Source organism: Bacillus sp. 01N42_2, assembly GCF_056399565.1.
This window is the reverse complement of sequence record NZ_JBFTRO010000006.1, coordinates 71,297-83,518: the sequence shown is the minus strand read 5'-3', so window position 1 is coordinate 83,518 and position 12,222 is coordinate 71,297. Positions and strand designations below refer to the sequence as shown.

The following is a 12,222-nucleotide window of genomic DNA, read 5'->3' as shown; positions in this document are numbered from 1 at the left end:
TAAGATACAGTGTCATTCATGCTTTCATTTTACATTTCTCCTTCCTTTTTTGAAATTAGTCCGTTAAATAAGAAGATTGTTATTCTTGTTTATAAGAGACTATATAAACCGACGATTAATGCAGCCTTTAATATAAGTAAAACATTTGCGCTTTCTTATGCAAGAGAAGCACCAATAGGTACGGCATTGTTTTTACAAATTCAAACGTCGAGATGAAAAACGAAAAATATAATATGACTTGGCAAAAGCACCTTTAAGCACAAAAAAGCTCTAACTAATTAATTTAGTCAGAGCTTTTTTTTATGAAGTATTCCCGAGTATCTATCCTGGTTTTTTTAGGCAATACTGCGTCCAATTCTTTATTTAACCATGCGAGCGTTTTATTACGAAGATACTTACGCATGTGTTCTTCTGCTTCAAGCATTACCAAGTTAATTGTACAAGAGGAATTGCTGGATTCACAGGAGTCGCATTTGTCTCGATAAAGCAGACCATTGCTTACAATATTTTTACATTGAAAAATGGGTTTTGGTCCTTCAACAGCCTCTATTACATCCCAAAAGGAAATATCTTCTGGGGTTTTTGCTAACCTATATCCTCCCTTTACACCAGGGACAGAATTTACAATACCAGCTTTAGATAATTTACCGAAAACTTTTGAAAGAAATGTTTCTGAAAGTCCTTGGAACTCTGCAAGGTCCCGAATCCCGACACTTTCCTTGGAGGGAACATCTATTAAATAAACCAGGCAATGTAAAGCATATTCAACCCCAACACTATACTGCATATAAACTCACCTGCTTTTGATTTTAAGGGTTATCACATTGTATCTTAGGAGTATTTTTGGTGATAGTCAATCATAAAACCCTTCTTTAGGTATATTATTTGTTCCGTTTGACAAAAAAAAATACAGGGTTTATATTAGAGACCGAGTCAATCGTCGATTAAATTAGTCTTCAATATAAATTAAAAGGAGAGTTTCAAATGAGCAAAACACTTATCATTAACGCACATCCAAAAGTAGATGATACATCGTCATACAGTTTAGGGGTAATGAACCACTTTTTAGAGGCTTACAAAGAATTAATTCCAGAGAGTGAAGAGCTTGAGCAAATTAACTTATATAGTGATGAAGTGCCTATGATTGATAAAACAGTTTTAAGCGCATGGGAAAAGGCAGGCAAGGGCGAAGAACTGACAAGCGAGGAACAAAAAGTAACAGAACGCATGACAGAAGTATTGGAACAATTCAAAAGCGCAAAAACATATGTCATCGTTTTACCTTTGCATAATTTCAATATTCCATCAAAATTAAAAGACTATATGGACAATATCATGATCGCACGTGAAACATTTAAATATACGGACACTGGCTCAGTGGGTCTGCTTAAAGACGGACGAAGAATGCTTGTCATCCAAGCAAGCGGAGGAATCTATACAAATAATGATTGGTATACAGAAGTTGAATACTCTCATAAATACCTGAAATCAATGTTCAATTTCTTAGGTATTGAGGATTATCAAACTATCCGAGTGCAAGGAACAGATGTACTAAATCCGGAGGGTGTATTACAAAAAGCAAATAAAGAAGTTGAAGAAGCTGCTTCAAGATTAGCAGGTAAATAAGAAATAGTGAAGATCATTGTTGCTGGGGGGACTGGAGTAATTGGCCGAGCCCTCCTTCCTGCATTAATACAAAAAGGAAATTTAATGCTCTCTAATGAATATTATCGTATGAGTATTGAAGCAAGACGAAAAATTAAACAAGGGGAGATTATTAATGAAAATCAGGCGGATTCTTTTGACAGCGGAGATTTTAAGTAGTGTATTTTCAATAACTTATTTGCAAGATGATCAAAGTACAGAAGTCAAAGTGGCTGCTGATAGGGTAGGCGCACGAGGGTACTAAAAAGGCTTAATCTTTTTAAAAGGGTAGGCCTTTTTTTGACTATAATTGCTGCCCAATTAGTTGCCCTGAATTTTTGAAAAAGGATAAAATAGGTGTAATAAAGTTGCTATTTTAAAATTAGAATCAATTCATTATCGCAAAAGCAAGAATAACTAATCGGCGAAGAAAGGATAATCAGTCAAATGAAAACATTAGTTATCGTTATACACCCTAATTTGGAAACGTCCGCTGTCAACAAAACCTGGATGAATCGTTTAAAGCAAGAGAATGACATTACGGTTCATGACCTGTACGGTGAATACCCTAATTTTATCATTGATGTAGAAAAAGAGCAGCAGCTCCTGTTAGATCATGAGCGTATCGTTTTTCAGTTCCCAATGTATTGGTACAGCAGTCCCGCGTTACTCAAACAATGGGAAGATGATGTGTTAACACATGGCTGGGCTTATGGAACTGGAGGAACTAAATTGCATGGAAAAGAACTACTCTTAGCTATCTCCTTAGGCGCACCGGAATCTGATTATCAAGCAGGCGGAGAATATAATATCACGATCAGCGAGCTTATCAGACCGTTTCAAGTCACTGCTAACTATATAGGAATGCGTTTTCTTCCTGCCTTTACACAATATGGGACACTTCACCTTTCAAAAGAAGATGTTAAGAACAGTGCGGAGAAATTGGTTGACTATCTTAAAGCTGAGCATTGATCCGGTATTCGCAAGGGAGGCTGAAACAAATTATGTGTTGTGAAAATAAGGGTTTGTGATAGATTTTAATAAACTTAATTTCAAAGTTTTACATCGAATACTGAATTCAGGGGAGCATAGAGCGAGGGCTTAAAATTAATTACAGCAGGGCAATGAGTACATATTTCTTGATGAAATGTAGAGTTCCTTGGTCTCTAATCGGTGCCCAATATATGCTCAGAATTCACGAAAAATGATGAAAATAGCTGTCAATAAAATAAACAGATGCTTTGAATAGAGGCTTTTGTAAATGACGACATATTTTTACTAGGTTGAGGGCTCAGCGGGTGAATAACCCGTGGAGATTCAAGTCCTCTCGGCCGCATCAATGATACCAAGGTTTAGACGCCCTTGGTATTTTTTTATGTGTTTTGTGACCAAAAGTGTCCACTAACTTATAGGAAGTCATCTAATTTGTCAGCCATCTCTTTTTGTTTATTAAGATGGTCATATACATGTCAAGAGGTCTATCCAGCAGCTCGGTTGCATACAGATGTACATTCTTGGCGTTTCTGCCTTCTTTTTTTCTTATAATCAAATCGCGTTTTTCCAGTTTAGAGATAATCTGTGATACAGCACCCCTTGTTCGGTTCCGCTTCAACGCTGCCTCAGTAACTGTAATTCCTGGGTTCTCTTCAATAACAGTGAGAGTGTGTACTTCAACCATATGAAAGATCTCATCGGTACCATAATCACGTGCTGTATTTATATAATCATTGTATGAATAAATATACGATCCACTCAATTATTTGAGTGGATCTGTTTGTTTTTTATTTATTTGCGGCAGTCTCTATGTGACGAACAATAGATGAATTAAAACCCTTTACGCAACCAGGCTGTGGCAAGATCAATTGCCCCGCGCGCAGCTTTAGTTTTAGCTAAGGCGTTGAGCATCACGAAATCGTGAATGATACCTTGGAAACGTACGGCAGTGACCGGAACACCGGCTTCACGAAGTTTATTGGCATATGCTTCTCCCTCGTCACGAAGTACATCAGCTTCAGCTGTGATAATCAATGCAGGCGGAAGCCCTTGAAGCTGCTCAGTAGTTGCACGTAGAGGTGATGCTGTAATTTCAGCACGCTCATTCGAATTGGTTGTGTACTGATCCCAAAACCACATCATCGCGTCCTTGCGTAAAAAGTATCCTTCAGCAAACTGATGATAGGATTCTGTATCGAAAGAAGCGTCTGTTACCGGATAGAAAAGTAATTGTTGTCGGATATTCAAGTCACCGCGTACTTTGGCCATTAGCGTGACAGCAGCAGTCATATTGCCGCCAACACTATCACCTGCAATTGTTAGACTCTCGGGAATCATGCCGTTCTCACGGCCATTTTCAGCTGCCCACTTCACTACTGCATAGATTTCTTCAATGGCTGTCGGATATTTTGCTTCTGGAGATAAGGTGTAATTTGGAAAGACAATAGCAGCTTGTGCTCCAACTGCTAGCTCACGGATGAGCCGATCATGTGTATGCTCATTACCGAATACCCAGCCGGCTCCATGAATGTACACGATGACAGGAAGGTGCGCAGGCGCATTCTGTGGGCGCATTATTCTTACTGATACCTGTCCGCTCGGCCCTCCTGAAATCATAATGTCTTCAATATCAACTGGCAGTTTATCAATTGGGTCAGATTGGACCTCATCTACAGCTTCTCGTCCTTTCTCAGGTCCAAGGTCGAATAGATAGGGTGGGTTCGCGGTTGCTTCTGCAAATTCTTGAGCTGCTTTTTCTAATTGTACTTTCTTTAACATAGATATCTCTCCTTATATATGTTTTAATCATTATTTTTTTATTCTATTATCTATTGATCTTGACATCTTTCGTCTTACATTGCTGTTGTAATGATTTGTACATCAATATTTCCGCGAGTAGCTTTAGAATATGGACATACTTGATGAGCTGCATGTGTTAATTCTTCCGCTTGCTCTTGAGATACCCCTTGAATTTCCACCTCCAAAACAACTCCGAGCTTATAACCATTATCACTTTCATCTTTTAATAAACTTACTTTACCAGTAACTGCTGATTCGATTTTTAATCGTTTTCTTTGGGCTGCTAAATGAAGAGCACTGTCATAACAAGCTGAATAGCCTGCTGCAAATAATTGTTCTGGATTTGTCGCCGTGGATACTTGATTTGGTTTTGGCATAGCTAAATCCAAATCAATAATAAGATCATTAGATTTTACATGACCTTCTCTTCCGCCTTTTGTTGTAGCTTCTGCTGTAAAATATACTGTCATCATCAAACACCCCTATAAATTAAATTTAACACAATTGAATTTTAACCAATCTAAATAGCGTTGTCAATTAAATTTTTAAAAATTTAATTGTTCTCAATTGAAATTCGCGATTAAAATCCTCTAAATTATTGATTAGGCTAAAATAAAGACCAGTTTTCGGCAGTTTAAAGTTAGTGTACATAATTACCATATTGAGAAAATAGGAGATCATATTATTGGCGGCTCAATAAATCGAGTGGGTCTAAACAATATAGTAGAAGTATCTATATCGGTAATAATAAGAATGCACCTCAAACACATTATGGTTATAAATAAAGATGATTTTCCATGTATATAAGTTATGATTAATTAAATTGTTAGTCATTCAATTTTACTTAATGTAATTCTTGTGCTATTATGTGTAACAATGAATATAAATATTGTGAGGGATTTAACATGAAGAATGATGATAAATTACTGTTAAGTAATCATCTATGTTTTGCGATTTATGCAGCTTCCCGTGAAATGATAAAGTTATACCATCCTCTCTTAAAAGAATTAGGAATTACTTATCCGCAGTATTTGGTTCTTCTTGTTTTATGGGAGAAGGAAAAAATATCTGTTAAAGGTTTAGGCGAAGAATTATATCTAGACTCCGGAACATTAACTCCAGTTTTAAAACGACTTGAGGAGCGAGGTCTTATTATAAGAGAGCGTTCAAAAGAGGATGAACGAAGTGTAATTATAACGTTAACAACTGAAGGGAATGAGTTTAAAGAAAAAGTCACATTAATTCCTAATGCAGTATTTGATAAAACCGGTTGTAATGAAGAAGAAATTAAAAGTTATAACAAGGAAATTCGTAATTTACTTAACATGCTGACAACTGAGCAATAGTTTTATGAATATAGATGGTGGGCCCAGCGGGTGAATAACCCGTGGAGATTCAAGTCCTCTCGGCCGCATCAATGATACCAAGGGTTTGATACCCTTGGTATTTTTGTTTATAGAAATTTATCTGTTACTGTCCACTTACTTATAGTAGGTCGTATGATTTGTCAGTCATCTTCATCCTTCTGCTGACTGCGTGCGGCGGTAGTAAATAGGATAATGCAATTAATGAAGTGATGAAGCAGGAGAAGAAAGTCAGAAAAGTAATGCGAGGATTCAGATGAGTACAAGAGAGATAACGCTATAATTCGTGTATATGATGACGGGAAGTATATTCAGCTTGCGTTTTATCAACCAGAAGAAAGTTCTCGCAAGCTTACTACTTGAAAAAGCCATTTTTTTAATCGAAAAATCAATATCAATACGGGGCTGGATTCAATATGATCCAGTCCCTTTTTGTTTTATTGATTTTTCTTATCCCCAGTCTGATAAAAGATTTTCTGTGAAATCATTTAACAATTATTGGTCAATTTTTCTTTTTCAATAATATCCTTTACCACATCCTCAATTGTGATATGCCCAAGAGCTTTTTCCAAGGCAGATTGGGCGATTTCAAATATTGGACCAATTGTACTTTGAATGTTCCGGCCTACAGGACATTGAGGATTGGGATTTTCATGTATACTAAATAATTCTTTATCTTGAACAACATTAACTGCTCTATAAACATCAAGTAAGGTGATTTCAGTTAAATCCTTCGCTAATTCGGCTCCCGCAATACCTGGCCGTACATTTACTAAACCTGCTTTTTTCAGCATCCCCATAATTTTTCTTATTAAGGCGGGATTTGTATTTACACTCCCAGCTAAAAATTCAGAAGTGCTAATTCCGTCTTCATTTATTTCAACAAGAGCCAATATATGAATTCCTACAGCAAAACGGCTGCTAATAGACATGATTTCTTCACCATCCTAATTACTTTACACTCTTTATAGTACACTTGTAACTGAATGTATTACAAGTTTATTTTACTCTAATATGCTCAATTAACAAGATGATAAACGTATTGACAAATAAATATAATGTAACTAAAATGATTACATGTAATCAATATGGTTACATTTAAAATTTTGAATGATTAGGAGGACTTTAAATTGAAAATTGGAATCATTGGTGCAACCGGAAAAGCTGGAAGTCTTATCTTGAAAGAAGCGGTAAGCAGGGGACATGAAGTAACTGCAATTGTAAGAGATGCTGCAAAACTTAAAGAGGATAAGATTTCAATCATTGAAAAAAATATAATTGATCTTACATCGGATGATCTAAAAAAGTTAGATGTAGCAGTTAATGCCTTCGGTGCTCCATTAGGAGAAGAACAGGCACATGTAGATGCTGGCCGGGCATTAATTAGGGCATTAAAAGGAACGGGTACAAGAGCTGTAATTGTAGGAGGAGCAGGGAGTCTTTATGTAGACGAAAATAAAACTGTCAGTGTAATGGATACACCTGATTTCCCTGAGATTTTTATTCCAACAGCTAAAGGGCAAGGTCGTAACTTGCAAGAACTAAAGGAAACTTCTGATATTAACTGGACATTTATCAGTCCTTCAGCGGTATTTGACCCAGACGGGAAAAGAACTGGATTTTATCAGTCAGGAAAAGATCATCTTCTTGTGAATTCGAAAGGCGAAAGTTATATCAGCTATGCAGACTATGCAATTGCAGTATTGGATGAAATCGAAAATCCAAAACATATAAATGAACGCTTTACAGTTGTTGGAGAAGCTGAATAAGTTATTGAGCAGAAACAAAGGCTCTCAGCCGTCATCTCAATGATACCAAGGGTTTTGACACCCTTGGTATTTTTTGTTGTAAGTGCATTTGGCATTAAAAAAGTGCTGATCTCTGCACAAAATCTTTGCGCGAGTCTGCACTTTTATTCTGCAAGATACACTGCCCATTATCATCGATTAGTTTTTAATCCGTTCTTAACCGAGCTGATACTTGGCTTTTAGAAGTTTTTTTTAAGTGTTTAAAACCAACAAATTTTTTGCCTTCTTCATCCCATAGGCGGAACTTTAACGACTTAAGACTTGTTGCCAGTGTGATGGTCGGAACGTTTTGCAATGGTTCAGTGTTGTTATGTGCGATTTCAAGCTTATAGTTTGGGACTCTTGGGCTTAAATGATGAACATGATGGAAACCGATATTGCCTGTTAACCATTGCATGACTTTTGGAAGCTTATAAAAAGAGCTTCCTTCAACGGCTGCTTTTACATATTCCCACTGCTCATCTTCTTCAAAATATGAATCCTCAAACGTATGCTGAATATAAAACATCCAAATTCCGAGGGATCCCGATATCATAAAAATTGGCGTCTGGACCAGCAGAAAGTTTTTCCAGCCGATAGCCCAACATAAAAGTGCTGCCAAAGCGACGATCCCCAGGTTGGTTACATATGTATTCATCCGTTCTTTGCGTTTTGCCTCTTTCCGATTAAAACGATTGGTTATCCCGAAGACGTAAATCGGTCCGATAATAAACATAACAAACGGATTTCTGTACAAACGGTACATTATTTTTGTCTTAGTTGAGGCTTCTTTATATTCCTCAACAGTCAGTACCCAAATATCGCCCGTACCGCGTTTGTCCAGGTTGCTGCTTGTCGCATGATGGACAGAATGATCGTGTGCCCAATGATCAAACGGATGCAGAGTCAGAATTCCTGTAATTGTTCCAAGGATTCGATTCGCCTTTCGGTTCTTAAAAAAGGAATAGTGGCAGCAATCATGAAAGATAATGAAGGTTCTCACTAAAAAACCTGCTGCAACGACAGAAATCGCTAATGTAAGGATATAAGAAATCGACAAGCTCTTATAGGCCAAACACCATAACAGGAAAAATGGCACCAATGTGTTAATGATTTGATAAATGCTTTTTTGTGAATCGGACTTTTCGTAAGGGGTAACCAGTTTTCTCAAAGTCCTTAGGTTTTGTTCATTCATTTTTAAAAGTTTCCCCTTCCCTGATGTTCTTAATCTAAGTATAGAAAACGTTTTAGGCCTTTGAAGTCCCAGCTGTCATCCTCCCTGTATAATAAGTATCTTTCCTCATCCTATGTAAAATGATTGAAGGTCAGAAAATGATCTCCATCTCGATTAAATCTTTATGAGCAATGGCCAGCCGGGATACAAAAAGCGTATGAAGATTATACCCAGCTCTTTATCGGGCCAAACTCTCTCCATGCTCCCCTATGGGGATCGGTTTATTTAGACCGTAAACATTCATTGTTTGAAGAACAAACATTACAGTATACCTGAGTGATCGTTTGGAAACATCTGCAGAAACAAAGCTATACCAGTGAACAGCCCTGCTTTTAAAAGAATATCTTGTACTTGAACAAGAAACAGCTGAGCTTTTTTGAAGACACTCGTGATCCATTTTCACGGTGTTTTCAAACCATCGTTGTTAATAGGCATCTTATTTTGCACTCGTATCGACACGTTTAACAAAATGAAACATGATATTAATTTGCAGTTATTTCCGTTTCGTGTTATGATAAAGGAGAATTATTTTTGTTCGTGTAAAGGATAGTATGAATATCGACTTTTCGTCTTGATGATACTTTGGGCAAGGATAGTAATACAATGTGTAACACACTAGGAGGCAACAAAAATGGAACAAGGTACAGTTAAATGGTTTAATGCAGAAAAAGGTTTTGGATTTATCGAACGTGAAAATGGAGACGATGTATTCGTACACTTTTCTGCAATCCAAAGTGACGGATTCAAATCTTTAGACGAAGGTCAAAAAGTAACGTTTGACGTTGAGCAAGGTGCTCGTGGAGCTCAAGCTGCTAACGTTCAAAAAACTGCTTAATCTTCAATCGTTTATACAAACAGGCTCTTTATATAGGGCCTGTTTTTTTATGTTCTCTGTATAATACTGAATAAAAAAACCCTACTCAACGTTCGAGTAGGGACAGATGCTACAAGGTAAAAAAAAGGTTTAAAACCTCAAAGGATTGTTTACAGTATAACATAACGGATTGACGATATGTGGAATATATATAAATGATTTGTAACGGTATGTTATTCTTTGTTACAATTCGCATATCTCTTTTATGAAAAGAAGATAAACAATTGCTATTCACTGTGGAAGCAGTTGTAAGAAATTCTTAAATATAAAGAGGAGAGGGGTTGTTTTTTCTTCTGGAAATAATCACTTAGACCTAAAACAATGAAAACCCTGCCTCTCTTCCATCCTTACGTCTCCTTGTCCGTGCCAGTGTGAATCAGGATTACAAAAATCAAGTGACTATTCCATCGAGTTTTTGATAAAAATTAAAATGTTCGTTGAAGAAATTTAAAAATAAGACAGATTAGATTGCAGGAGTAATAAAAGAGGTTAATGTTCTAAAAGTAAGTTGAAGAAGTTAAACGTCTAATCGTAATTTTCCGAAAACTTAAGGATGTTTTGGAAAGCAAACATTATCTAACTTTTTATTTGATTTTCAGTGATTCCTTTAATAACTTCCAGTTCACTAATCAAAAATTCATATGCACTATCCAACATTTTTTTTTCGCTTGCATTAAGTGCTTTTTCTTTCTTCATACGCATTAAATCACGTACAACTTCAGCACCTTCTTGGATTTTACCCGTTTTTATTTTGTCTGTGTTTACTTTATATCTTTGTTTCCACGGCAGCAACTTATCTGATTCTCCATGCTGAAAAATGTGGATAATGTGTTTTAATGCAAGTATATCAGTAACTGGTCGTATATTTAAACTCATTATTTTACGCGTTGGAATCATAACTGTCATATGACTGATTGACATTTTTATGACATAATAATGTTCTTTTTCCTCTAAGAATTCTTTTTCTTCTATGGCTTCAATTATACCTGCTCCGTGCATTGGATAAACAATGTTATCGCCAATTTGAAACATATCATCCACCTCCATATATGGTAACTCAACTTAAGGTTAACATATATGGAAAGCGATATCAAATTTATAATAATAACATGATAATTTTTTGGTGTCAATAACTTTTTTTAAAAAAACAACATCAAAACAAGAGGGAACCATTGGGATTTCGAAAAAAGGGAAGGACGATTGGTCCGTGTATATCTTAGAATCTTGACTAATGATCAGAGTTCAGTTTTTCATTGAAAATGAGTTATTAAATATCCATTAGGAGTTCATGACTTGACATTAATGACATGTTTGCTATCTATATGGGCACAATAGAGAGTGTAATGAAAAAAAGCTTTCATAACCAGTGATATGGATTTACTATGTTGAGGGCCTAGTGGGTGAATAACCCGCGGAGGTTCATGTCCTCTCGGCCGCATCTCAATGATACCAAGGGTTGTAGACCCCAGGTATTTTTTATGCTAATCACTTTCATTAGCGAAAAGAGTACGAGCTGTTTGGATAAAGACATCTGTTGCTTTAGAGATATCTTTCATATCTGGAACAGCTATACCGATTTCTCTAAACGTGTTTGGCTTTAATTCACGAAAAACGACATTTTCCGGTAGTGATAGAATGTTTTTTTTCGTTGTAATTGTAATTCCTAATCCTTCTTGTACCATACATAATGCTGTGTCTATATAATCAATGACAAACCGTACTTTAGGTTTCAATTTAAATTCTTTGAATAAAGAGTGAATTTGTAACTCATAACCGCCTCTTCCAAGTAATATATCCTCATCTTGTAAGTCGGGAATACCTATTGTTTCTTTCTGATATAAAGGATGACTCGAGTGCATAATGACAATCAATTGATCTTTCATTAAGGGCACGATATCGAAATCTTCTGTGGGAGGAATAATCATTCCTACATCAACACATTTAGAACGTAACCATTCTTTGACTTGATCTACACTTCCTTCCGAAATCTTAACTTCAAGACCAGGATACTTATCTTCCATTGTCCGTATAATTTTGGGAATAAACCTAGTGCACGCAGTTGGGTAAGCTCCAATATGAACCTTGCCTATTTCTAATCCTTGTTCAGCTGCAATTAATTCATCTACTTTCTGTAATTCACCCAGGATATTTCTAAAATTAATTAAGACACGCTCTCCTATATCAGTAAAAAACAACCCGTTCTTCTTATTTCTCTTAATTAACTTCGTCCCTAATTGCGATTCAATCGTTGCTACGGCACGACTTACCGCAGGCTGTGTCATGTGCAGCTCTTCACCGGCTTTTGTAAAACTTCCTGTTTCTGATATCTTAACAATCAGTTGAATTTGCGATCTATTCATATCGTTCTTGTTATCTCCCATATGATTAATATGCATTTTATTTATGATGAAATCTAATGTACCATAAAAGAGAATGAAACATCAAGATAATAACAATAACCGTAGACAAGCGGAAGACATTCAATAAGAGCTGGATAAGAATCACAAGGATATGTGATCCTTATTT

At 36.3% G+C, this 12,222-nt stretch carries 16 protein-coding genes and 1 pseudogene; 9 read left to right on the top strand and 8 right to left on the bottom strand.

The window, feature by feature from the left end:
- Nucleotides 1-283: 283 nt before the first annotated feature.
- Nucleotides 284-787, bottom strand: a complete 504-nt coding sequence (locus AC1DN5_RS14210) for an RrF2 family transcriptional regulator (RefSeq protein ID WP_198698398.1) — start codon at nucleotides 785-787, stop codon at nucleotides 284-286.
- A gap of 197 nt (nucleotides 788-984) precedes the next feature.
- Between AC1DN5_RS14210 and AC1DN5_RS14205 the strand changes: the two genes are divergently transcribed.
- The 4 genes and pseudogenes from AC1DN5_RS14205 to AC1DN5_RS14190 all read left to right on the top strand — a co-directional run bounded on the left by AC1DN5_RS14205 (nucleotide 985) and on the right by AC1DN5_RS14190 (nucleotide 2,616).
- Nucleotides 985-1,626 (top strand): FMN-dependent NADH-azoreductase, encoded by a 642-nt coding sequence (locus AC1DN5_RS14205; RefSeq protein ID WP_016937153.1) that lies wholly within the window; start codon nucleotides 985-987, stop codon nucleotides 1,624-1,626.
- 69 nt (nucleotides 1,627-1,695) lie between these two features.
- Nucleotides 1,696-1,824 (top strand): annotated as a pseudogene (locus AC1DN5_RS14200) (tetratricopeptide repeat protein); the annotation flags it as partial.
- The gene (locus AC1DN5_RS14195) at nucleotides 1,781-1,909 is read left to right on the top strand and encodes a phosphatase (RefSeq protein ID WP_076983039.1); all 129 of its coding nucleotides are present in this window, start codon (nucleotides 1,781-1,783) and stop codon (nucleotides 1,907-1,909) included. The pseudogene AC1DN5_RS14200 and the gene AC1DN5_RS14195, both read left to right, overlap by 44 nt.
- A gap of 182 nt (nucleotides 1,910-2,091) precedes the next feature.
- Nucleotides 2,092-2,616: an NAD(P)H-dependent oxidoreductase gene (locus tag AC1DN5_RS14190; RefSeq protein WP_016937151.1), complete on the top strand. Its 525-nt coding sequence runs from the start codon at nucleotides 2,092-2,094 to the stop codon at nucleotides 2,614-2,616.
- Between the two features lie 448 nt (nucleotides 2,617-3,064).
- Here the strand turns inward: AC1DN5_RS14190 and AC1DN5_RS14185 are convergent, their stop codons facing one another.
- The 3 genes from AC1DN5_RS14185 to AC1DN5_RS14175 all read right to left on the bottom strand — a co-directional run bounded on the left by AC1DN5_RS14185 (nucleotide 3,065) and on the right by AC1DN5_RS14175 (nucleotide 4,910).
- A complete protein-coding gene (locus tag AC1DN5_RS14185) occupies nucleotides 3,065-3,322 on the bottom strand; it encodes a MarR family transcriptional regulator (protein WP_366970141.1) in 258 nt (85 codons plus the stop codon).
- A 146-nt stretch (nucleotides 3,323-3,468) separates the two neighbouring features.
- A complete protein-coding gene (locus AC1DN5_RS14180) occupies nucleotides 3,469-4,416 on the bottom strand; it encodes an alpha/beta hydrolase (RefSeq protein ID WP_366970142.1) in 948 nt (315 codons plus the stop codon).
- 74 nt (nucleotides 4,417-4,490) lie between these two features.
- The gene (locus AC1DN5_RS14175) at nucleotides 4,491-4,910 is read right to left on the bottom strand and encodes an organic hydroperoxide resistance protein (RefSeq protein ID WP_029575264.1); all 420 of its coding nucleotides are present in this window, start codon (nucleotides 4,908-4,910) and stop codon (nucleotides 4,491-4,493) included.
- Between the two features lie 432 nt (nucleotides 4,911-5,342).
- On the opposite strand from AC1DN5_RS14175, the gene AC1DN5_RS14170 reads away from it, so the two are divergent.
- Both AC1DN5_RS14170 and AC1DN5_RS14165 read left to right on the top strand, forming a co-directional pair.
- On the top strand, nucleotides 5,343-5,783 hold the full coding sequence (locus tag AC1DN5_RS14170; RefSeq protein ID WP_016937147.1) for a MarR family winged helix-turn-helix transcriptional regulator: 441 nt from the start codon (nucleotides 5,343-5,345) through the stop codon (nucleotides 5,781-5,783).
- Nucleotides 5,784-6,080: 297 nt separating this feature from the next.
- Nucleotides 6,081-6,164 (top strand): hypothetical protein, encoded by an 84-nt coding sequence (locus AC1DN5_RS14165; protein ID WP_327816083.1) that lies wholly within the window; start codon nucleotides 6,081-6,083, stop codon nucleotides 6,162-6,164.
- A 125-nt stretch (nucleotides 6,165-6,289) separates the two neighbouring features.
- Here the strand turns inward: AC1DN5_RS14165 and AC1DN5_RS14160 are convergent, their stop codons facing one another.
- A complete protein-coding gene (locus AC1DN5_RS14160; protein WP_049627938.1) occupies nucleotides 6,290-6,733 on the bottom strand; it encodes an Rrf2 family transcriptional regulator in 444 nt (147 codons plus the stop codon).
- Nucleotides 6,734-6,931: 198 nt separating this feature from the next.
- Here AC1DN5_RS14160 and AC1DN5_RS14155 point away from each other — a divergent pair, with 198 nt between their 5' ends.
- A complete protein-coding gene (locus AC1DN5_RS14155; protein WP_099744887.1) occupies nucleotides 6,932-7,570 on the top strand; it encodes an NAD(P)-dependent oxidoreductase in 639 nt (212 codons plus the stop codon).
- A 184-nt stretch (nucleotides 7,571-7,754) separates the two neighbouring features.
- On the opposite strand, the gene desA is transcribed toward AC1DN5_RS14155, so the two are convergent.
- Nucleotides 7,755-8,783, bottom strand: coding sequence for a Delta(5) desaturase DesA (gene desA, locus AC1DN5_RS14150; RefSeq protein ID WP_342007394.1), 1,029 nt, complete (start codon nucleotides 8,781-8,783; stop codon nucleotides 7,755-7,757).
- A 183-nt stretch (nucleotides 8,784-8,966) separates the two neighbouring features.
- Between desA and AC1DN5_RS14145 the strand changes: the two genes are divergently transcribed.
- Both AC1DN5_RS14145 and cspC read left to right on the top strand, forming a co-directional pair.
- The gene (locus AC1DN5_RS14145) at nucleotides 8,967-9,098 is read left to right on the top strand and encodes a molecular chaperone TorD family protein (RefSeq protein ID WP_082083375.1); all 132 of its coding nucleotides are present in this window, start codon (nucleotides 8,967-8,969) and stop codon (nucleotides 9,096-9,098) included.
- Between the two features lie 355 nt (nucleotides 9,099-9,453).
- On the top strand, nucleotides 9,454-9,657 hold the full coding sequence (cspC, locus tag AC1DN5_RS14140) for a cold shock protein CspC (RefSeq protein WP_003156143.1): 204 nt from the start codon (nucleotides 9,454-9,456) through the stop codon (nucleotides 9,655-9,657).
- A 615-nt stretch (nucleotides 9,658-10,272) separates the two neighbouring features.
- Here cspC and AC1DN5_RS14135 read toward each other — a convergent pair.
- Both AC1DN5_RS14135 and AC1DN5_RS14130 read right to left on the bottom strand, forming a co-directional pair.
- Nucleotides 10,273-10,728, bottom strand: a complete 456-nt coding sequence (locus AC1DN5_RS14135; RefSeq protein ID WP_366970143.1) for a CarD family transcriptional regulator — start codon at nucleotides 10,726-10,728, stop codon at nucleotides 10,273-10,275.
- A gap of 449 nt (nucleotides 10,729-11,177) precedes the next feature.
- Nucleotides 11,178-12,056, bottom strand: a complete 879-nt coding sequence (locus tag AC1DN5_RS14130; RefSeq protein ID WP_049627941.1) for a LysR family transcriptional regulator — start codon at nucleotides 12,054-12,056, stop codon at nucleotides 11,178-11,180.
- Nucleotides 12,057-12,222: the final 166 nt, after the last annotated feature.